The organism is Pseudonocardia oceani, from assembly GCF_019263585.2.
In the GTDB taxonomy this organism is placed as follows: domain Bacteria; phylum Actinomycetota; class Actinomycetes; order Mycobacteriales; family Pseudonocardiaceae; genus Pseudonocardia; species Pseudonocardia oceani.
The window spans coordinates 5,876,470-5,895,341 of the sequence record NZ_JADQDF010000001.1 but is presented as its reverse complement, the minus strand read 5'-3'; the positions used below and the strand labels follow the sequence as shown (position 1 = coordinate 5,895,341).

The window sequence follows — 18,872 nt, the reverse complement described above, 5'->3', positions numbered from 1 at the left end:
CGCGACCACTCCTGGCGCGATGACGGGGGCCGGGGACGAGGCGGCACGCCGGTCATCGCCGCTCCTCGATCTCCTCGGGGCGGACGACGGCGACCGGGCAGGGGCTGCGGTGCAGGACCGCGTGGCTGACCGACCCGAGCAGCAGGCCGCGGAGACCGCCCCGACCGCGCGTGCCCACGACCACGAGCTGGGCCTGCGCCGCCTCGGACAGCAGCGTGTGCGCCGGCGCGTCACGCGTGACGACGCGCCGGACCGGGACGTCCGGGTACTTCTGGGCCCAGCCCGCGAGGCGCTCGCCCAGCACGGCCTGCTCCTCGGCCTCGATGGCGTCCCAGTCCATCAGCAGCCCGACCGCCGGGTCGGCCATGAGGTCGAGCCAGGTGTGCACCGCCACGAGCGGGGCGCCGCGCAGCGCCGCCTCGTCGTAGGCGAACGCGAGCGCCCGCTCGCTCACCGGCGACCCGTCGATCCCGACGACCACCGGTGCCGGCGCCGGCAGCTCCCGCTGCGCACCACGCACCACGAGAACCGGGCACTCCCCGTGCGCCGCCAGCGCCTCCGCGACCGAACCCAGCAGCAGCCCGCCGATCCGCCCGAGCCCGCGGTCACCGATGACCAGCAGCTCCGCGTGGCGGGACTCCGCCACCAGGACCGCGATCGGGTGGCCGACGACGAGCTCCTGCTCGACGGTGACGCCCGGCGCGCGTTCGGCGGCGGCCGCCGCGGCGGCGGCCAGGTGGCGGCGGGCGTGGTCGAGCAGGACGTCGCGACGCTGCTCACCGAGGCCGGGGTGGCCGACGACGAGCTCGGTGGTCCAGCCGAACGCGTGCACCAGCCGGATCCGCGAGCGGCGCCGGGCCGCCTCGTCGGCCGCCCACCGCGCCGTCTGCAGCGCGCTGTCCGACCCGTCGATGCCCACGACCACGGTCCTGGCCTGCTGAGTGCTCATGACTGACCTCTCCTCGATCTCGATGACAACCCTCCTCAGCAGCCTGCTTCGGCGCGGTGGGCGACGTCAGCGGCGAACGCCCTGACCGGACGGGCCTTCGGTCCCCCGCCGCGCGGGACCTCAGAAGCGGGGCAGCACGGTGGCGTCGGCGAGCCGCTCGTCCACCCGGTAACGCAGCAGGTCCACGACCGACACCACTCCCTCGACGCCCTCGACGAGGTGCGACGCGAGCTCTGTCTCGGCCCGGGTGTCCAGCTCTCCGGTCAGCGTCACGACCCCGTCGGCGACGCTCACCGTGACCCGCGCCGGGTCCACCAGCAGCGTGCGGCCGAGCACCTCGTCCACCACCTCCGCCCGGATCGCGGGGTCGTCCCGGTGGAACACGGCGAGCAGATCGGACCGGCCCAGGACGCCCACGACCCGTCCGTCCTCCACGACGGGCAGCCACGACACGCGGTGCTCGCGCATCGTGCGGGCGGCCGCGGCAACGGAGTCGCCGGGTGCGGCCGTCCTCACCCGGGCGGTCATCAGCGCCGCCGCGGTCGCCGCCCCGGCCTTCGCCGTGGACGGGCCCCGGCGCACGTGGCGGGGGCGCCACCACTGCCGGGGCGCCTCGGTCCCGGCACGCTCCAGCGTGACGAGCAGGTCGGCCTCGGACACCACCCCGAGCAGCCTCCGGTCGGTGTCCAGCACGGGCACCGCCCGGACGGCCGCCCGGGCGAGCACGTCCGCCACCTCGACGAACGTGGCCTCCGGGGGCACCCACCGGACATCGGTCGTCATCACGTCGGCCACGGTGCTGCGTCGCATCAGGTCCTCCTCATCCTCCACCTGCGGGAGCCGGCACCGCCATCGCGGTGACCGGGTCGAGCTCCGGTCCGGGCACCGGGACGGGGCGCACCACCGTCACCGGGCAACGCGCGTGCAGCACGCACCCCAACCCGACCGAGCCGAGCAGTGCGCTCGCGACGGCTCCCCGCCCCCGATGGCCCACCACCAGGTGGTCCGCGGTACCGGCGGCGTCGAGCAGGAGGTACACCGGCGACCCGGAGGCCGCGACGACCTCCACGGCCACGTCCTCGGGGACGCCGAGCCCCAGCCGCGTCGCCGCCTCGTCGACCCACTCCCGCGCGGCCGCCGCGATCTCGTCGAGCAGCCGGGGAGAGGCGGGTACCGGGATCGGCCCGTAGGCCGTGGGCCAGACCTCCGGGGGCGCCACCGCGGTCACGACCCGCAGCCGCGCTCCGCGACGGGCCGCGTCGCGCAGGGCGAACTCCAGCGCCGCGACGGCGCCGGGCGAGCCGTCCACCCCGACCACCACCAGGCCGCTCACGGCGTCCGCTCCGGTGCGTCGGGACGGTCGTCCCGGTGCTCCTCGGGATGGGGCCAGAGGCCGATCGCGCTCGACGGCGGCGTCGGCCACCGGCCCGAGCTCTCGATGCGGTACCCGGCCGGCGGAACCACCACCGAGTCACGGTCGTTGCCCACCCAGCGCACCCGGAACCGGGCGGGTCCGGGCCCGTCGAGCTGCTCGACGATCCGCCCCCAGCGCCAGCCCCGCTCCAACGGCGGAACGGGCACCACCAGCCAGTCCCCCGCCGGTGCACGCGATGTCGTCCCACGCGGTGTCGTCCCTGTGGTCATGAGGTCACCTCCGGGGTCCACGCTGCCCCGGCGCGCGACGCTGCGACAGCGGCGCAGGTCCCCCTGCCGCGGGCCGGAAGTCCCCGGTCCCGCTCGCCCCGGCCCCGCCCGCGGCGAGGAACACCGCGGTCTCCCCGGGATGCAGCTCGCGCACCTGCTCGCCGCAGCCGACCCGGACCGCTGCACCCGGCCCCGGTCCGGCCGCCACCCGCACCTCACGCCCCGTCACCTGGACGGTGAGCGGCTGCCCCCGGTACTCGACGGCGAACTCCAGCCGCCCGAACCGCCTGGGCCAGTGGGGGTTGAACCAGAGGGTGTCCTGCCGGGTCTCCAGGCCGGCGAAGCAGCGCTGCAGCAGGTCGACCGACCCGGCCATGGCCCCCAGGTGCACGCCCTCCGCGGTCGTGCCGCCCTGGATGTCGGCGATGTCGCTGTGCAGGGCCTGCTCGAAGAGGTCCAGCGCCTGCTCGCGGCGCCCCCGCGCGAGCACCCAGGCATGGACGAGCGCACTCAGCGTCGACCCGTTCGCGGTGCGTGCGATGTAGTACTCGATCGTGCGGGGGATCGCCTCGGGTGGCAGCGCGTAGCCGAGCCGGCCGAGCAGCTCGCGCAGCTCGTCGGCCGACAGGAGGTAGAACAGCATGAGCACGTCGGCCTGCTTCGAGGCCTGGACGTCGTCCACCGAGCGGCCCTCGGCCTCGAGGATGCGGTCGAGACGCTGGATGTCGCCGTAGCGCCGGCGGTAGTCCGCCCAGTCCAGCTCGGGCAGATCGCGGTAACCCTCGAACTGGCTGATGATCCCGTCCGGGGCGATCGGCACGTACATGCGGCGGCTGACGTCGCGCCAGTGCAGCAGCTCGGCGGGTCCCAGGCCGAGGGACTCGACGAGCTCGGTGCGCCGCGTCGCCGGGAGGACCTCGAGCACCTCCTGGGCCCGCAGCAGCACCCACACGGCCATCACGTTGGTGTAGGCGTTGTCGTCGAGCCCGGGCTCGGCGGCGCCGGGGTAGCGCGTGCTGTACTCGTCGGGGCCCATCACGCCGCGGATGCGGAACCGGTCGCGCGCCGGGTCGTGGGTCGCCAGGCCCGCGAAGAAGCGGGCGATCTCCAGCAGCGCCTCGGCACCGTGCTCGGCCAGGAACTCCAGGTCGCCGGTCGCCTGGTGGTACTGCCAGATGTCGTAGGCGACCGCGAGCCCGACGTGGCGCTGCAGGTGGCTGGTGTCGGGCAGCCAGCGCCCCGATCGGGGGTTGAGGTGCATCTGCTGGGTCTCCTCGCGGCCGTCGCTGCCGGACTGCCAGGGGTACATCGCCCCGGTGTGCCCGGCCGCCCGGGCCGCCCGGCGCGCCGCGTCGAGCCGCCGGATCCGGTAGCGCAGCAGCGAGCGGGCCAGTCCCGGCAGCCGCAGGGTCAGCAGCGGGAAGACGAAGATCTCGTCCCAGAACACGTGCCCCCGGTAGGCCTCGCCGTGCAGGCCCCGGGCGGGGATGCCGGCGTCGAGGTCGACGTTGTGCGGGGAGACCGACTGCAGCACGTGGAACACGCTCAGCCGCAGGACGCGCAGGGTGTCCAGGGTCGTGGGAGCGTGGCCGTCGGCCAGCTCGATCGCGAAGCGGCGCCACAGCTGGTGCCACGCCAGCTCGTGGCCCACCAGCAGCTCGTCGAACCCGGGCGCCTCGGCGAGGAGCTCAGCCGCCGTCGCGGCTGGCTCCGAGATCGCGGGGTCGCGCGACGTCACCAGCGCGACGACCTTCTCGACGGACACCGGCTCGCCCGGGCGGAGCTCAAGCTCGAGCTCGTGCGCGATCCGACCCGGGGTGCTCACGAGGAGGCGCGGCGGGTCGAGGACCTCCCCGTCCCGCTGCACGTGCGTCCGGGCGGCCTCGGCGAAGCGCAGACCGGACTGCACGGTGCGCGCGACGAGGAGCACCGTCCGCGCGTCGGGCTCCCCGGTGTCGACGACCTCCAGGTGGCGCCCCGACAGGCCGTCGTAACGCCGCACGCCGGCGTTGGTCACGGTGCCGTCGATGCCCGAGGCGACCCGGAACCGACCGGCCCAGTCCTCCGCGGTCACGACGGTGTGCAGGCCGGCGAGATGGGGCTGCGCCATGTGCACGAACCGGCGCTGCCGCACCGAGGTCGTCCGGCCCGCCCCGTCGACGAACCGCATCCTGCGGCTGAGCACCCCGCGACGCAGGTCCAGGGAGAGCCGGTGCTCCAGCACCCGGGTCGCCGACAGGTCGATCCAGTCCTCGTCGTCCACCGCGAACCGCAGGTCGAGCCAGTTCGGCAGGTTCACCAGGCTCTCGTTCTCGACCGTCCGTCCCGCGACCTCGTCCCGCAACCGGTCGTAGCAGCCCGCCGCGTACGTCCCCGGGTAGTGCACCCCGTCGGCAGCCGACTCCGGCGCCGCGCCGCGGGTCGCGAACCGGCCGTTGCCCAGCGTGCAGAGCGCCTCCCGGCGCCCCTCGTCGGCCGGGTCCCACCCGTCGATGACGAGCGTCCAGGCGTCGGCCGTGGCGCTCGTGCCCCCGCCGTCGGCGGCGTCGGGGCACGGGTGGGGCGGGCCGGTCACGCCCACCGGTCCGGTCCGACGCCGGACGGCACGACGGCGACGGGGCAGCCGCTGCGGTGCAGCACCGCCTGGCTCACCGAGCTCAGCGGCACGCCCTCCGGGGTCGCGCGGCACCGGGAACCGACGACCAGCAGCTGTGCGCCGTGCGACCGCGTCACCAGTTCCGGGACGGGATGAGCGCGGGTAACGATGCACTGCACAGGGACGTCGGGGTACTTCTCACCCCACCCGGCGAGCCGCTCGGCGAGCAGCCGGCGCTCCTCCTGCTCGACCACCCTCGCGTCGGCCCCGGACGCGAGCCCGAACTCGAGCGCCGGGTCCGACCAGGTGTGCACCACGACCAGCGCGGTACTGCGGACGGCGGCCGCTTCGTGCGCGAACGCCGTGGCCGCATCGCTCGCGGGCGTGCCGTCGACACCCAGTACGACCGGCCGGCCCGCCGAAGGCTCCGGTTCGGCCCCACGCACCACCACCACCGGGCACGTCGCTAGTGCCGCCGTCGCCGCGGCGACGGAGCCGAGCTGCAGCCCGGTGAACCCGCCGCTCCCGCGCTCCCCCACGACCAGCAGCTGCGCGTCGGACGCCGACTCGACGAGCACCTCGACGGGGTCGCCCACGACAGGGTCGCCGGTCACCTCCAGGCCGGGTGCTCCCCCGCGCGCTGCGGCCACGGCCGCGGCCAGGCGCCCCCGGGCCGCCGCGAGCAGATCGGCCCGGCCGGGGCGCCCCGCGGAGGGACGATCCGCGGCCCCCTCCCCCGGCAGCCGGAGCGCCGTCACCAGCCGCAGGGCCGAGCCCCGGCGGAGCGCCTCCGCCGCCGCCCACGCCACCGCCCGCTGGGCGCCGTCCGACCCGTCCGTCCCGGCCACCACCGGCCGCCGCACCCGCATCACGTCCATCGTGCTCCCTGTTCGTCGTCTGCCCGCACGCCGTGTGGCAGCGCCCGTCGGTCAGCTTCCGCCGACCGGATGCGGGACCGTCGCCGTCGGGCCGTTCCGATGGCTGGTCGCCGCCGCGCGAAGCAGGTCGCGCCGCGTCACGACGCCGACGAGCCTGCCGTGCTCGACGACCGGCACGGACCGGCGACCGGTGCCGCGCGTCAGCTGCTCCACCTCGACGACGTCGGCGTCCGGCCCGACGATCGCGGGGAACGGCGTCATGACGTCCCGCACGAGCGGCCCGGCGCCGTCGCGGGCGTCCGGGGCGAGGGCGAGGGCCCGGACCAGGTCGGCCTCCGACACGACTCCGTGCAGGAGTCCCTCGGCGTCGACCACCGGCACCTCGGTGAACCCGCTCCGGACCAGCATCGTCGCGGTCGCCCGCGCCGACGCGTGCGGCCGGACGCTCGCCACCGGCCTGCTCATCACATCACGTGCACGCATCAGGACCTCCCGCAGTTCCGGCACGCCGCCATCGCGACCGAGCATGGAGCGCGGCGGCGCCCCGTCCCAGTGGCGGACGGCCCGTGCGAGGGGGCCGAGCGGCCCGCGACCGGCCCTGCAGGGCTGCACCAGCGACCGGCACCTCCGTCTCCCCAGCACCTGCACGACGAGCGTCGCCGTCGCGACGCTGCTCGTCGCCGCGACGGTGGTCCCTGCATCCGCTACCTCGTCAGCGGGAGCATGCCGTTCATCCAGGACGCGACCGGGCGCGCCCGTCCCGGGAGGTCTCCCGGCAGGGAGCGCCCGGGCCCTCCGGCCCCTTCCGGCGCGGCTCGGTCACACCGACGCTCGGCCCCGGCGCGACGTGCGCGCCGGACCGACGGAGGAGCGGATCATGGACGCAGCAGCACTGGTCGAGCGGGTCGAGGGCGCACTACGGGTGAACCGGGTGTTCGGCGACCCGGTGACGGCGGACGGGGTGACCGTCATCCCGGTGTCCCAGGTCGGCGGCGGAGCGGGCGGCGGCTCGGGGCGGGACACCGGGAACGGCGGCGAGACGGCCTCGGGTCGGCACACCGGGGAGGGTTCGGGCGGCGGGCTCGGCTGGACCGGACGACCTTCCGGGGTCGTCGTGCTGCGCGACGGGGATGTCCGGTGGGTCCCGGCGCTGGACGTGAACCGTCTGGTGAGCGCCACCGCGGTCGTGCTGGTCGCCGTCGCGCTGACGGTCCGCGCGGCCGTGCGCGCGAGGAGCTGACCGGCACACGGCCACCGGCGCGGGGGCACACCGGCCCGCCCCGTGCCGGTCCGACGGCCCTGCCGCCCGCCCGGCACCCCCGCCCACGATGGCCGGGCGGGAGCGACGGGGCCCCCGCGACGTGTGGCGTCCAGGCGCCCGGAGGGAGCACACCTCATGCACGACCAGCTCCGGGCCGTCCTCGCCGGGACGGACGGCTCCGCCGCGTCGATGCTCGCGGTCGCGTGGGCGGCCGGGCGGGCGCGCGAGCTCGGCGTCCCGCTCACGATCGTCTCCGTGGTCGACGCGCGCGCGTGCCGGGCCGGTGCTCGCCGAGAGCATCGTCGCCGACGCCCGGGCCGTCGCGGGTGCCGTCGCTCCCGGGCTGCCGGTGCGCACCCTGGTGCGCTCCGGCGACCCGGTCGAGGTCCTGACCGACCTCGCGCGCGACTGCGAGCTGCTCGTCGTCGGGCACCGCGGAGCCCACGGGCACGCCGGGCCCGAGCCGGGTTCGACGTCGGAGGCCGTCGCCCGGGCCGCCGACGCCACGGTGGCCGTCGTCGACATGGACGAGGCACGCTTCTCGCGGCTGGGGTGCACCGGCCCCGCCCTGCCCCCACCCGCGGCCGTCCGGCAGGACCCGCCGCAGGCGACCCGGGTCCCGCCCCTGCACATGACCGGAACCCCCTGACCCTCTCCGAGGAGGAGCTGTGACCAGTCCGCTCGACGGATCACCACCCCCACCCGCCCCGATCGCGCCGGTCGGCCGGCAGCTGCACCGCTCGCGCCGCGACCGCATGGTCGGCGGCGTGTGCGGCGGCATTGCGCACTACCTCGACGTCGATCCCGTGCTCATCCGGATCGCCGTGGTGGCCCTCACCCTCTCCGGCGGATTCGGCGTCCTGGCCTACGTCGTGGCGTGGATCGTCATCCCCGAGGCTACCGAGGACGAACCGGAGCGGCCGGCGACCCGCGCCGACCGGCACACCGTGGCCGTCGCGGTCGGCGCCGCGCTCGTCGGCCTCGGCGGGCTGCTGCTGCTGCGCCAGTGGCTGCCCGGCTTCGGCGCGGGCTTGTTCTGGCCGCTGGTCGTGGTCGCCGCGGGCGCCCTCGTGCTGATCTCGGGCCGGCGGTGACCGGGATGTTCACGACCCCGACCTCCATCCCGCCGACCGCGTCACCGCCGACCGCGTCACCGCCGTCCGCTCCACCGCCGGTCGTGGCCCTGGCTCCCGCCCGCAGGCCGGGGCCCCACTGGAACCGGATCGTCGTCGGTCTGCTGCTCGTGGCGGACGGCGCCGGATCGCTGCTCGCCGGCCAGGGAGTCGCCGTGCCGTGGCACCTCCTGCCGGCCGCCGGCCTGGTGCTCGTCGGCCTCGTGCTGCTGCTGAGCCTGGCCGGGGGCTCCGGTCGCGCCGACGTCGTCGTGATCGGGGTCGTGCTCCTCGTCGTCGCGATCGCCGTGGGGACCGGGGTGGAGCGGTTCGCCGGCCCGGTCGGCGACCGCACGGTCGGCACAGCCGGCTTCGCCGCACCGACCCGGGTCTCCGCGGGCACGGTGACCGTGGACCTCACCGACGCCGGGCTGCCCCCCGCCGGCCGGCTCGACGTGGCCGTCGGTGCGGGCCGGGTCGTGCTGCGGCTGCCCGCCGAACCCGCGGTGCGGGTGCACACCACGGTGGTGATGGGCACCATCGTCGCCGACGGGGTGCCGGTCGAGCAGGGCGTCGACCTCGACTGGACCGCACCGGACACCACGTCCGCGCCCGTCGCGGTCGAGATCGGCGTCGGCGCCGGAGACGTGGAGGTGACCCGTGAGCGCGCCTGAGCACCCGGCACCCGTCCTGGGCGCCGCGGTCGGGTTCCTCCTCGCCGGGATCGCCCTGCTGCTGCAGGAGCTCGACCTGCTGGTCCTGCGCTGGTCGATGGTGCTGCCGGCGATCGTGATCATGATCGGTGTCGTGACCCTGCTCGCGGGCGCCGTCGGCGCACACCGGTCGAGGCCCGTCCGGTGACCGTCTCCGGTGCCGCGACCCCGAGTGGTCCCGGTGGCGGACGGGCGGATCCCGTGCCACCTGTCCGTACCCGCGGGAACCGGGCCGTGGCCGGGCGTGGTGGTCCCGCACGACGCTACCTCGCCGTTGCGCCGGACCTGTTCCACCGCGGGACGCGCTGGTCCTGCCTGCGGACGATGATCCGCGACCTCGGGGCCGGCCGCGGGCCGACCTTCGACGACGTCGACGCGGTGCGCGCCGCGCTCGCCGCTCGGCCGGACTGCACCGGCCGGATCGGCGTGATCGGCTACTGCATGGGTGGCGGGTCCGCTCTGGCGCTGGCACCGGAGCACGGGTTCGCCGCGGCCAGCACGAACTACGGGGTCTGCCCGGCCGACGCCGCCAGCGCGCTGCGCGGCAGCTGCCCGGTGGTCGCCAGCTACGGCGGGCGCGACCGCTCCCCGATGGGCGCCCGCGCCGCCCCGCGCCTGGACGCGGCGCTGACCCGCCTGGGTGTCGAGCACGAGGTCACCGTCTACCCCGAGGCCGGGCACGGGTTCCTCAACGACCACGACCCCGCGGACCTGACCATCGGGCTACGGCTGCTGTCGGCCCGCGAAAGCCCGCCGCCGGATCGCGACGTTCTTCGCCCGGTACCTGCGCGAACCGTCCCGAGCTCGCCGGGCCGTCGCGCCGGCGGTGCCCGACCAGCAGCATCCCGGCGTCGTCGGCCTGCTGCACCAGCCCGCTACTCATCATCCACTGCAGCGGCCGCACGAGGCCGGACGGCGGCCAGGAGTCCGGCGGTCGCGGCCAGCCACAGCACGTACAACGGGTAGGGGACGAGGGAGTACGCCCCTGTCGGTGCGAACACGCCGTCGGTGACGACGACGCCGGCCAGCAGACCGACCTGGGCGATCGCGGCGGCGCCGGCGAGCACGCCCAGCCACGACGGTAGCCCGGTGGAGCGCAGCGCCAGCACTGCGAACGCACCCAGCGTCACCGCGGCTGGCACCGCGACGACGACGAACAGCGCACCGACCAGGTCCGCCACCGCCGCAACGAGCTGCGGGGCCGCTGCCGACGCGGCCACCCGGGCCAGCGCCACCTGCCCTGCCTGGGCGACCACGGTCAGCGCGACGTAGGCGGTACCGGCCCCGAACACGATCTCCGCGTACCGTCCGGGTCCGCCCTCCACCACGGCCAGGCGGGCCCGCAGGGCGCCGAGGAACCACAGCAGGAACGCGGCACCGACGAGGAACAGCAGGCTCTGCGCCAGGAGCGCGGCAGCGTGCGCACCGAAGAACGCCGCCACCTGAGCGTCCGACGTGCCGGGCGGCGGGCCCCCTTCCTCGAAGACCATCGCGGCCGCGCCCACGGCCAGCGCCGCGAACCCGCTCGCAGCCCCCCACGGATCCCGAGTCGTCGTGCTCATGGCGTCCTCCCCCGGGTACTGCCGCCGTCCGGACGGGTCCCACGTCCATGTTGCGGTCGCGGCCGCCCGTCCGGCGCGGCCGGGCGGATCGGGAGCGTTACCGCCGGCGCCGCGACGCCCGTCCCGTCCGAGGCGACATTCGAGGTCATGACGGCTCCCGGGGGCTGCGGGGCACCACGGCGACGACGACCAGGGCGGCGGTCATGACGCGACACATCTAGTCCACCCAGGCAGCGGTGGCCGGCCACACGCTGCCCGACCGCAGCCTCGGCCAGCCCAGGAGGTCGCCCGACCCAGCGCACGTCCCGACCATCAGCAGCAGCACCCGCACCGCCGGGGCGTGCAGCGGGTACTCGTGAACCAGCAGGACGGGCGTATGCCACAGGCCCCAGACCACGCCGAGCGCAGCGCGCCACCGCCACCGGATCCGCGAACAGGTCGTCGCGGTGCATCCCGGGCAGCATCCGATCTTTGTCGGCCACGGGCACCTCCGGGTTCGGGCGGAACCGTCTCACCGACGAGGATCCACGGCACCCGGCGCCGGGGACCCGGTGCGAAGGTCACGAACCGGTGGGACCAACGCCCTGCCGCGGACGGGTGCGGCAGTCGAGGGGCTCACGGCCGGTGGGGACGTTGCAGCAGGACAGCCGGCCCGACCGGAGCGTGTGGTGATCCGGTCGGCCGCGCGGCGCGGGCCGTTCGGCTCTCGCCCGATCCTCCGGGCGCGACGACCATGACCGGAGCCGCCCCGTACGGGCCGGCTCCGGGAGGGGGGCGAGCGAGGACCCCGACCCCCGGCGGAGGGGCGCGGCCGCGACGCCGCACCTGCGGAGGAGGAGTCGTGCAACCGGTACGGATGTGGATGGGGCTCGTGCTGGTCGGGCTGGGTGGCGTCGGGTTGCTCGGGGCGACCGGTGTGCTCGACGCGGCCGCGGTGACCGCGCAGTGGTGGCCGCTCGCGGTGATCGGACTCGGACTGGCCGCTGCGCTCGCCCAGCGGGCCCTGGCGACCGGCCCGGTCGTGGTCACCGCCATCGGGGTCGCGCTGCTCGCCGGCGCACAGGACTGGGCGGTGCAGGAGGTGGTGTGGCCGGCGCTGCTGATCGTCGTCGGGCTGCTGGTGCTCTCGGGGCTGGCGCGCAGGCGGGCGCCGTCGGACGAGAGCGCCGCGCCGGCGATCCTCGGTGGGTCGACGGTCCGGAGCACCTCCGAGCACTTCGACCACGCGGAGGTCTCCGCGGTGTTCGGCGGCGCCACGCTCGACCTGCGTGGGGCGCACATCGACCAGCACGCGCGGGTCGACGCCCTCGCCCTGTTCGGCGCGCCCGTGCTCACCGTCGACGCCACGGCCGTGTTCGGCGGTGTCTCGGTGACCGACAAGCCGCTGCACGGCAGGCCCGCGCCGGCCCCCGCCGCCGGACGCCCCGTCGACCGGCAGGGGCAGCCGGAGCTGCGACCCTGATCCGCCGCGGCTCCGGTTCGACCCGACGAGGAGGAACGGCTCACCGTGAAGACCCCACGCACGTCCCGCCGGCTGCCCGTGCTCGTCGCGCTGGGCATCGCCGCTGCGCTCTCCCTGGCGGCGTGCGCGGCGGGCCCGTACCCGGCCGCCGCCGTTCCGACCGCCGAGCTGCCCGGCTTCTGGCTGGGCCTGTGGCACGGGCTCATCACGCCGGTCACGTTCGTCGTCTCCCTGTTCACCGACGAGGTGAACATCTACGCGGTGCCCAACAACGGGAACTGGTACGACTTCGGCTACGTCGTGGGGGTCATGGTCGCGTTCAGCGGTCCGGCGAACCAGGTGTCCGCCGCCGGCCGTCGCGGGCGGTCGAGCGCTGAGCGCCCCATGGACGGGTGAGTAGCCCATGGGCGGAGGTCGCCGGCGACGGAAGGGCCGCGAGCGCTGCTCCCCAGCACGCTCGCGGCCCCCGTCACGAGGTGGGGCTCCCACGCCGTCCGTCACGGCGGGGCTCCGCTTCCTCGTGCACCGGTTCCCTCCCGGCTGCTCCCAGCATCACCGATCGGTTGCGCCGTGGTCAGGGGCCATCGGACGGAGGGAACGGGCCGGAGGTCCCCTCTCCGGGTGCCGCGGGACCACCGGCCCGGTCGGGACCGGACCGACGCCCCTGTCCCGGTCCGCTGCACCGATCCACGATGGGACGATGAGGAACTCGACCGTGGCGGACGTCATGACGTGCCGCCCGCTGACCGCCAGGCCCGCCATGCCGCTCAAGGAACTCGCCAGGGTCCTCGCCGAGCACGGCATCAGCGCCCTGCCCGTGCTCGACCCCGACGACCGCGTCGTCGGCATCGTCTCCGAGCGCGACCTGCTGTCCAAGCAGGCCGAGCCGATCCCCCGGCGTGCGCACTGGTGGCAGCGGCGCCGCACCAGGCAGGAGATCCGCCGCAGCGCCGGGGGCACCGTCGGCCACGTCATGACCGAGGATCCGGTCACCGTCTCCCCGCGGGCGACGCTGGCCGAGGCGGCCGGTCGGATGATCGAGCACGAGGTGAAGCACCTGCCGGTGATCGACGAGCACGGCGCGCTCGTCGGGATGGTCAGCCGGGGCGACCTGGTCCGCAGGTTCGTGCGCAGCGACGACGAGATCCGCCAGGACGTGCTGGACGACGTGTTCCTGCACGTGCTCTGGATCGACGCCAGCCAGGTCGACGTCTCGGTGACCGACGGCATCGTCACGCTCTCCGGGACCGTGGACCAGCGCAGCACGGCCGAGATCGCCGAGCGGCTCGTCCACCGCCTCGACGGAATCGTCGACGTCGTCTCCGCGCTCTCCTACCGCACCGACGACGGCGGCATCGGTGGCCACCCGGGCCGCCCGCCCCACGGCACCCGACCCGCACCCACGCCCACGACGGACCGGACGGGGATCACGACATGATCGAGGCCAAGCACTGGAACGTCGGCATCGTCATCGACGAGCACGACGGGCACACCCGCGCGACCGCGCGGCTGCACACCCGCGACGGCGACCGGTGGGTCGGCACGGGACACGCCCGGCTCAGCCCGGCCGACCGGGACGTCCCCGAGATCGGTGACGAGCTGGCCGTGGCCCGCGCGCTGGCCGACCTGGCCCAGCACCTGCTCGCCGCCACTGCCGCGGACGTCGGCGAGAACACCCGTGAGCAGGGCGGTCAGGCCGCAGTCGCGACGTAGGCACCGGCCGCGCGCTGACGGGTACATCGCCGGCGGCCGTCCTGCGCGTCTCGCACGACGTGGACGGGCACCGCCGGTCGGTCGGACCAGACGATGCACGTCGGGTGCGGCCCTGCGCGGCACCCGCGGACAGGACGGCCTTCCCCGAGGAGCTCGCCATGATCGAGCCCCTCTGGAGCCTGCGCGCACGGGTCCGGACCCATCGACGGCACAGGAGCTGACCGCAGCGGCCGATCCCACTGACCGACGGCCGCCGGAACCGGGACGTTCGGCCCTCCTGCCCGGCCCGCCCTGCTCGGAACCCTGGTGGCATGACGCTCACGGCAGGTGCGCGCGATGCGCAGGACGTCCGGATCGACGACGCGGAGCTGGCCGCGGTGCACCGCTGGTGGAACGCGGCCAACTACCTCGCGGTCGGGCAGATCTACCTGCGCGACGACCCGCTGCTCACCACGGCGCTCGAGCCCGCGCACATCAAGCCCCGGCTGCTCGGGCACTGGGGCACCACCCCGGGCCTGACGTTCGTCTGGGCCCACCTGAACCGGGTGATCGCCCGGCGCGGGCTCGAGGCGCTGTTCGTGACCGGTCCCGGTCACGGCGGCCCGGCCGTGGTGGCGACCGCGTGGCTGGAGGGCACCTACTCGGAGCGGTTCCCGGCGGTCTCCCGCGACGCCGAGGGCATGCGCAGGCTGTTCGCCCAGTTCTCCGCACCCGGGGGCGTACCGAGCCACGCCGCCCCCGAGACGCCGGGGTCCATCCACGAGGGCGGCGAGCTCGGGTACTCCCTCGCGCACGCCTACGGCGCCGCCCTGGACGACCCGGAGCTGGTCGTGGCGTGCGTGATCGGGGACGGCGAGGCCGAGACCGGGCCGCTGGCCGCGTCCTGGCACGGCAACAAGTTCCTCGACCCGGTCACCGACGGCACCGTGCTGCCGATCCTGCACCTGAACGGCTACAAGATCGCCAACCCGACCGTGCTGTCCCGGATCCCCGACGCCGAGCTCCGCGCGCTGCTGACCGGCTACGGGCACGAGCCGGTCGTCGTCGACGTCACCGACGACGCGGCGCAGGCCGACCCGCTCGTCGCGCACCACCGGATGGCGCAGGCGATGGACCTCGTGTGCGACCGGATCGCGGACCTGCGCGCCCGGGCCGCACTCGGCACGCTGACCGAGCGGCCGCGTTGGCCCGTGCTGGTCCTGCGGAGTCCCAAGGGCTGGACGGGCCCGCACGAGGTCGACGGCGTCCCGGTCGAGGGCACGTGGCGGGCCCACCAGGTGCCGCTGGCCGCAGTGCGCGAGAACCCCGCGCACCTCGCCCAGCTGGAGGGGTGGCTGCGGTCCTACCGGCCCGAGGACCTCTTCGACGAGGACGGGCGGCCCCGGCCCGAGCTCGACGCCACCCTCCCGCCCACCGGGCTGCGGATGAGCGCGTCCTCCCGCGCCAACGGCGGGGAGCGGTTGCGCACGCTGCGCCTGCCCGACGTCGCCGACCACCTGCTCCCGGTGTCCCCGCCGGGGGCGGTGGACGCGAGCGCGACGGGACGGCTCGGTTCCTGGCTGCGCGAGGTGATCGTCCGCAATCCCGAGAACTTCCGGCTGATCGGGCCGGACGAGGTGGCCTCCAACCGGCTGCAGGACGTGTTCACCGTGACCGACCGGCAGTTCGCCGGCGAGATCCGGCCCGGTGACGACCATCTCGCCCCGAACGGGCGGGTGCTCGAGGTGCTCTCCGAGCACCTGTGCCAGGGCTGGCTGGAGGGCTACCTGCTGACCGGCCGGCACGGGGTGTTCACCTGCTACGAGGCGTTCGTGCACATCGTCGACTCGATGCTCAACCAGCACGCGAAGTGGCTCAAGGTCAGCCGGGAGATCCCGTGGCGACGGCCCGTCGCGTCGCTGAACTACCTTCTCACCAGCCACGTGTGGCAGCAGGACCACAACGGCTTCTCGCACCAGGATCCCGGGTTCATCGACCACGTGGTCAACAAGAAGGCCGCGATCGTGCGCGTCTACCTGCCGCCGGACGCGAACACCCTGGCGGTCACGATGGAGTCCTGCCTGCGCAGCCGCGACCTGGTGAACGTCGTCGTCGCCGGCAAGGCGCCGGCACCCCAGTGGCTCGACCCGGACGCGGCGTCCGCGCACTGCGCCCGCGGGATCGGGGTGTGGGAGTGGGCGTCCAACGACGCCGGCGTCGAGCCCGACGTCGTCCTCGCCTGCTGCGGCGACGTCCCCACGGTGGAGACCCTCGCCGCGGTCACCCTCCTCCGGCGCCACCTGCCGCACCTGCGGGTGCGGGTGGTCAACGTGCTGGACCTGATGCGCCTGCAGGATCCACTGCAGCACCCGCACGGTCTGCCGGACCGGGACTACGACGAGCTGTTCCCCCCGGCCACCCCGGTCGTGTTCGCCTTCCACGGCTATCCGTGGCTGATCCACCGGCTGACCTACCGCCGCCACAACCACGAACGCATCCACGTGCGCGGCTACAAGGAGGAGGGCACCACGACGACGCCCTTCGACATGCTGATGCGGAACGACCTCGACCGCTTCCACCTCGTGGCCGACGTGATCGACCGCGTACCTGCACTCTCCGTCCGGCACGCCGGGCTGCGCCAGCACATGCTCGACGAACGGCTGCGCTGCCGCAGGTTCGCGGAGCAGTACGGCGAGGACGCCCCCGACATCCGCGGCTGGCGGTGGCCGAGCGGCCGGATGCGGGACGAGGCTCCCGGCGTCGGTCCCCGCACCGGTGACCACCGCGCCGGTGAGCACCGCGCCGGTGACCACCGCGCCGGTGAGCACATCGCCGGTGACGCGGTCCGGCTCGTGCGAGCCGCGGACGGGACCGCGACCGGGTTCGTCGTCCCGGCGGCCGCCTTCCGCTCGTCGATGGAGGCGGCCGGGGCCTGGGCCGGGATCGAGGAGCTGCACTCCCTCGCCCTCGCTGCAGCCGGCGACCCGGCCTGGCTCGCCGACCTGTGCGAGCGGCTGCGGTCGGCAGTCCGGTCCGCAGGTCCCTCGGAGGCGCTCTCCGAGCAGGTGCGGGCGGCCTGCCCGGCCCTGGGGATCGAGGACTTCACCGCAGCCCGGGTGGGCGTCGGCTCCACCCACCGCCCCTCCGGCACGGCCAGGCGCGCCCGGGGCGCGGCCGAGGTCCTGCGCGCCGTCGTCGAGACCTGGGCGGAGCAGTTCACGGAGAGCGAGGTGCGCAACCGGGCCTGGCACTCCCTGCGGGGCGTTCCGGCGACGGACGTGCTCGTGGACGACGTACCGCTGCCCGGTTGAGCGGGCGGGCGAACACCGACTGGGGCCTCCGGCCCCGGCGGTGCCGAGAGCAGGATCGACGACGGGACGAGGTGCAGCGGTGCTGGCGAAGGTCGGGGACCGGCCGGTCATCGAGAACAGGACGCCGGGCGCCCACCGGCGGCGGGGGATCGTGACGGCCGTGGAGCACGAGGACGGGACCCCACCCTTCCGCGTCCGGTGGGTCGAGGACGACCACGAGTCGCTGGTCCTCCCCGGCCCGGACGCGCGCATCGAGCCGCACGCCGCGCGCCCCGAGGGCGCGCCCGGATGAGCGGCGCACCAGAGGCGGTGATCAGGCGGTTCACCGTCGTCCTGCACTGCGGTCAGCCGGACCGGGCACTACCGCTCGCCCTCACCCTGGCGGGGATCGCCGAGGCGAACGGGCTCACCGCCGCGCTGCACACCGCACCGGGAGGGCTCGTGGTCGCCGTGGAGGGTGAAGCCGAGTGCGTCGAGGACGTGCTCGCCGGCGTCGTGCCGGCCCTTCCCGGAGCGCGCGTCGACGTCGCTCACCCAGGGCCGGACGGCGGGGCCGTGACCGAGGTGGTGGTCGAGGTGGCCGGGCAGGAGCCCGCCGTCCGCCCGGTCGTGTGAATTCGTCAGGAGCCGTCCGGCGCGGTTCCCAGCAGGTCGTGACGGGTCACGATGCCCACGAGACGACCGTGCTCCACGACCGGGACGACACGGCGACCACCGGCGACGAGCCTGCGTGTGAGCGCCGCGAGGTCGAGCTGCGGAGGTGCCGTCAGCACGTCGACGGTCATGACCTCGGACACGGAGTGCCGCATCCGACCGCCGGTGAGGAGGCGGTCGGCCAGCACGTCCCCCTCCGTCACGAGACCGAGGAGACGATCCTGCTCGTCCACGACCGGCAGCGCGGTGAAGCCGCTCCGCAGCATCAGTGCCGCCGCACGGGCGACGGGCCAGTGGGCCCGCGCCGACAGCACCGGCGCCGTCATGACGTCACGCGCTCGCACGGTTCGCTCGCGTCATTCCGGGTCGTCGCGCAGCACGGCGGTGCGGCGCCGGTACTCCTCCTCGTCGATCTCCCCCCGCGCGAACCGCTCGGCGAGCACGTCGTGCGCCGACCCGACCTCGTCGTCCCTCCGACCGGCGACCGCGACCGACGCACCCACGACCAGCAACACCACGACGGCCGCGGCCGCGAACCACCAGAACACCATCCCACCGGCCATCCAGCCCATCATCACGCCCACCGCCCCTCGTGCACGCGGGGAGCGGCGCCCCTGCCTCCACGACGGTGGCCGGGCCCGGCCTCCCGCCTCCGATCCGGGGTGGATGCGGTCATGGTGTCCTCCTCCGACGAGTGCGCGGCATCGACGACTCGCCTCGAGCGTGCGCGTCCGTCGCCCCCGCCACCAGGGTCACAATTCTCCGTTCCACGGGACCTCCTACCCCGCCTGCCTCCGAACCGGTCGTGGCCGACGACCGCCGTGCCGGGCCGATCGGCTCGCACGTCGGGACCTCCTCCTCCACCCGGGCCACCCGCTCGGCGCGACCGTCCCGGGGATGGAGGATGAAGGACGGAACGCGCGCGTCATTCGGCACCCGGGCCGGGCTCGGGACGGAGCCGGCCCGGACCCGCCGCATCCACCGGGTGGCTCGCACGATCGCCACCGCCGGCCTCGCCGACCCCCCGCACTCCGGCAC

At 75.3% G+C, this 18,872-nt stretch carries 22 protein-coding genes and 2 pseudogenes; 13 read left to right on the top strand and 11 right to left on the bottom strand.

Annotated features, from left to right (window positions below; genetic code table 11):
- Positions 1-52 precede the first annotated feature (52 nt).
- The 7 genes from I4I82_RS29570 to I4I82_RS29540 form a co-directional block, all read right to left on the bottom strand.
- Positions 53-949: a universal stress protein gene (locus I4I82_RS29570; protein ID WP_218593356.1), complete on the bottom strand. Its 897-nt coding sequence runs from the start codon at positions 947-949 to the stop codon at positions 53-55.
- A 120-nt stretch (positions 950-1,069) separates the two neighbouring features.
- Entirely contained in the window at positions 1,070-1,759 is a 690-nt protein-coding gene (locus I4I82_RS29565) for a CBS domain-containing protein (RefSeq protein ID WP_218593357.1), read from the bottom strand.
- Positions 1,760-1,769: 10 nt separating this feature from the next.
- Complete coding sequence (locus tag I4I82_RS29560; protein ID WP_218593358.1) at positions 1,770-2,282, bottom strand: universal stress protein; 513 nt, start codon at positions 2,280-2,282, stop codon at positions 1,770-1,772.
- Positions 2,279-2,593, bottom strand: a complete 315-nt coding sequence (locus tag I4I82_RS29555; protein ID WP_225920723.1) for a DUF1918 domain-containing protein — start codon at positions 2,591-2,593, stop codon at positions 2,279-2,281. Before I4I82_RS29555 ends, I4I82_RS29560 begins: the two co-directional genes overlap by 4 nt.
- A gap of 4 nt (positions 2,594-2,597) precedes the next feature.
- A complete protein-coding gene (locus tag I4I82_RS29550) occupies positions 2,598-5,168 on the bottom strand; it encodes a glycoside hydrolase family 65 protein (RefSeq protein WP_226370318.1) in 2,571 nt (856 codons plus the stop codon).
- On the bottom strand, positions 5,165-6,067 hold the full coding sequence (locus I4I82_RS29545; protein ID WP_225920722.1) for a universal stress protein: 903 nt from the start codon (positions 6,065-6,067) through the stop codon (positions 5,165-5,167). The genes I4I82_RS29550 and I4I82_RS29545 overlap by 4 nt, the downstream gene beginning before the upstream one ends.
- Before the next feature lie 51 nt (positions 6,068-6,118).
- A complete protein-coding gene (locus I4I82_RS29540) occupies positions 6,119-6,550 on the bottom strand; it encodes a CBS domain-containing protein (RefSeq protein ID WP_218596262.1) in 432 nt (143 codons plus the stop codon).
- A gap of 394 nt (positions 6,551-6,944) precedes the next feature.
- On the opposite strand from I4I82_RS29540, the gene I4I82_RS29535 reads away from it, so the two are divergent.
- The 6 genes and pseudogenes from I4I82_RS29535 (at position 6,945) to I4I82_RS29510 (ending at position 10,119) form a co-directional block, all read left to right on the top strand.
- The gene (locus tag I4I82_RS29535) at positions 6,945-7,307 is read left to right on the top strand and encodes a spore germination protein GerW family protein (protein WP_218596261.1); all 363 of its coding nucleotides are present in this window, start codon (positions 6,945-6,947) and stop codon (positions 7,305-7,307) included.
- Positions 7,308-7,463: 156 nt separating this feature from the next.
- Positions 7,464-7,977 (top strand): annotated as a pseudogene (locus tag I4I82_RS29530) (universal stress protein).
- Positions 7,978-7,996: 19 nt separating this feature from the next.
- Complete coding sequence (locus I4I82_RS29525; protein WP_226370317.1) at positions 7,997-8,422, top strand: PspC domain-containing protein; 426 nt, start codon at positions 7,997-7,999, stop codon at positions 8,420-8,422.
- Positions 8,423-8,505: 83 nt separating this feature from the next.
- Complete coding sequence (locus tag I4I82_RS29520; protein ID WP_218591958.1) at positions 8,506-9,114, top strand: cell wall-active antibiotics response protein; 609 nt, start codon at positions 8,506-8,508, stop codon at positions 9,112-9,114.
- A complete protein-coding gene (locus tag I4I82_RS29515; protein ID WP_218591957.1) occupies positions 9,101-9,301 on the top strand; it encodes a hypothetical protein in 201 nt (66 codons plus the stop codon). Before I4I82_RS29520 ends, I4I82_RS29515 begins: the two co-directional genes overlap by 14 nt.
- A gap of 176 nt (positions 9,302-9,477) precedes the next feature.
- Positions 9,478-10,119, top strand: coding sequence for a dienelactone hydrolase family protein (locus I4I82_RS29510; protein WP_267460540.1), 642 nt, complete (start codon positions 9,478-9,480; stop codon positions 10,117-10,119).
- Here the strand turns inward: I4I82_RS29510 and I4I82_RS29505 are convergent.
- The gene (locus I4I82_RS29505; RefSeq protein WP_225920721.1) at positions 10,029-10,715 is read right to left on the bottom strand and encodes a hypothetical protein; all 687 of its coding nucleotides are present in this window, start codon (positions 10,713-10,715) and stop codon (positions 10,029-10,031) included. The two genes, I4I82_RS29510 and I4I82_RS29505, sit on opposite strands and share 91 nt — an antisense overlap.
- 217 nt (positions 10,716-10,932) lie before the next feature.
- Positions 10,933-11,112 (bottom strand): hypothetical protein, encoded by a 180-nt coding sequence (locus I4I82_RS29500; RefSeq protein ID WP_226370315.1) that lies wholly within the window; start codon positions 11,110-11,112, stop codon positions 10,933-10,935.
- Positions 11,113-11,556: 444 nt separating this feature from the next.
- On the opposite strand from I4I82_RS29500, the gene I4I82_RS29495 reads away from it, so the two are divergent.
- The 7 genes and pseudogenes from I4I82_RS29495 to I4I82_RS29465 all read left to right on the top strand — a co-directional run bounded on the left by I4I82_RS29495 (position 11,557) and on the right by I4I82_RS29465 (position 17,795).
- A complete protein-coding gene (locus I4I82_RS29495) occupies positions 11,557-12,177 on the top strand; it encodes a LiaF transmembrane domain-containing protein (protein ID WP_218591956.1) in 621 nt (206 codons plus the stop codon).
- Between the two features lie 45 nt (positions 12,178-12,222).
- Positions 12,223-12,573: a hypothetical protein gene (locus tag I4I82_RS29490; protein ID WP_218591955.1), complete on the top strand. Its 351-nt coding sequence runs from the start codon at positions 12,223-12,225 to the stop codon at positions 12,571-12,573.
- Between the two features lie 304 nt (positions 12,574-12,877).
- Positions 12,878-13,615, top strand: a complete 738-nt coding sequence (locus I4I82_RS29485) for a CBS domain-containing protein (protein WP_218591954.1) — start codon at positions 12,878-12,880, stop codon at positions 13,613-13,615.
- Positions 13,612-13,890: a DUF1876 domain-containing protein gene (locus tag I4I82_RS29480; protein ID WP_218591953.1), complete on the top strand. Its 279-nt coding sequence runs from the start codon at positions 13,612-13,614 to the stop codon at positions 13,888-13,890. Before I4I82_RS29485 ends, I4I82_RS29480 begins: the two co-directional genes overlap by 4 nt.
- Before the next feature lie 311 nt (positions 13,891-14,201).
- Positions 14,202-16,595, top strand: a pseudogene (locus tag I4I82_RS29475) (phosphoketolase family protein); the annotation flags it as partial.
- A gap of 664 nt (positions 16,596-17,259) precedes the next feature.
- Positions 17,260-17,472, top strand: a complete 213-nt coding sequence (locus tag I4I82_RS29470; RefSeq protein WP_218591951.1) for a DUF1918 domain-containing protein — start codon at positions 17,260-17,262, stop codon at positions 17,470-17,472.
- Positions 17,469-17,795: a hypothetical protein gene (locus tag I4I82_RS29465; RefSeq protein ID WP_218591950.1), complete on the top strand. Its 327-nt coding sequence runs from the start codon at positions 17,469-17,471 to the stop codon at positions 17,793-17,795. Before I4I82_RS29470 ends, I4I82_RS29465 begins: the two co-directional genes overlap by 4 nt.
- 5 nt (positions 17,796-17,800) lie before the next feature.
- Here the strand turns inward: I4I82_RS29465 and I4I82_RS29460 are convergent, their stop codons facing one another.
- Positions 17,801-18,160, bottom strand: coding sequence for a CBS domain-containing protein (locus I4I82_RS29460; protein WP_218591949.1), 360 nt, complete (start codon positions 18,158-18,160; stop codon positions 17,801-17,803).
- Between the two features lie 30 nt (positions 18,161-18,190).
- Entirely contained in the window at positions 18,191-18,409 is a 219-nt protein-coding gene (locus I4I82_RS29455; RefSeq protein ID WP_218591961.1) for an SHOCT domain-containing protein, read from the bottom strand.
- Positions 18,410-18,872: the final 463 nt, after the last annotated feature.

Bases quoted from the DNA above. Each gene is read 5' to 3' on its own strand.
- I4I82_RS29570 (WP_218593356.1), bottom strand. From the start codon at position 949: ATGAGCACTCAGCAGGCCAGGACCGTGGTCGTGGGCATCGACGGGTCG.
- I4I82_RS29565 (WP_218593357.1), bottom strand. From the start codon at position 1,759: ATGCGACGCAGCACCGTGGCCGACGTGATGACGACCGATGTCCGGTGG.
- I4I82_RS29555 (WP_225920723.1), bottom strand. From the start codon at position 2,593: ATGACCACAGGGACGACACCGCGTGGGACGACATCGCGTGCACCGGCG.
- I4I82_RS29545 (WP_225920722.1), bottom strand. From the start codon at position 6,067: ATGGACGTGATGCGGGTGCGGCGGCCGGTGGTGGCCGGGACGGACGGG.
- I4I82_RS29540 (WP_218596262.1), bottom strand. From the start codon at position 6,550: ATGCGTGCACGTGATGTGATGAGCAGGCCGGTGGCGAGCGTCCGGCCG.
- I4I82_RS29535 (WP_218596261.1), top strand. From the start codon at position 6,945: ATGGACGCAGCAGCACTGGTCGAGCGGGTCGAGGGCGCACTACGGGTG.
- I4I82_RS29510 (WP_267460540.1), top strand. From the start codon at position 9,478: ATGATCCGCGACCTCGGGGCCGGCCGCGGGCCGACCTTCGACGACGTC.
- I4I82_RS29505 (WP_225920721.1), bottom strand. From the start codon at position 10,715: ATGAGCACGACGACTCGGGATCCGTGGGGGGCTGCGAGCGGGTTCGCG.
- I4I82_RS29485 (WP_218591954.1), top strand. From the start codon at position 12,878: ATGAGGAACTCGACCGTGGCGGACGTCATGACGTGCCGCCCGCTGACC.
- I4I82_RS29480 (WP_218591953.1), top strand. From the start codon at position 13,612: ATGATCGAGGCCAAGCACTGGAACGTCGGCATCGTCATCGACGAGCAC.
- I4I82_RS29465 (WP_218591950.1), top strand. From the start codon at position 17,469: ATGAGCGGCGCACCAGAGGCGGTGATCAGGCGGTTCACCGTCGTCCTG.
- I4I82_RS29460 (WP_218591949.1), bottom strand. From the start codon at position 18,160: ATGACGGCGCCGGTGCTGTCGGCGCGGGCCCACTGGCCCGTCGCCCGT.
- I4I82_RS29455 (WP_218591961.1), bottom strand. From the start codon at position 18,409: ATGATGGGCTGGATGGCCGGTGGGATGGTGTTCTGGTGGTTCGCGGCC.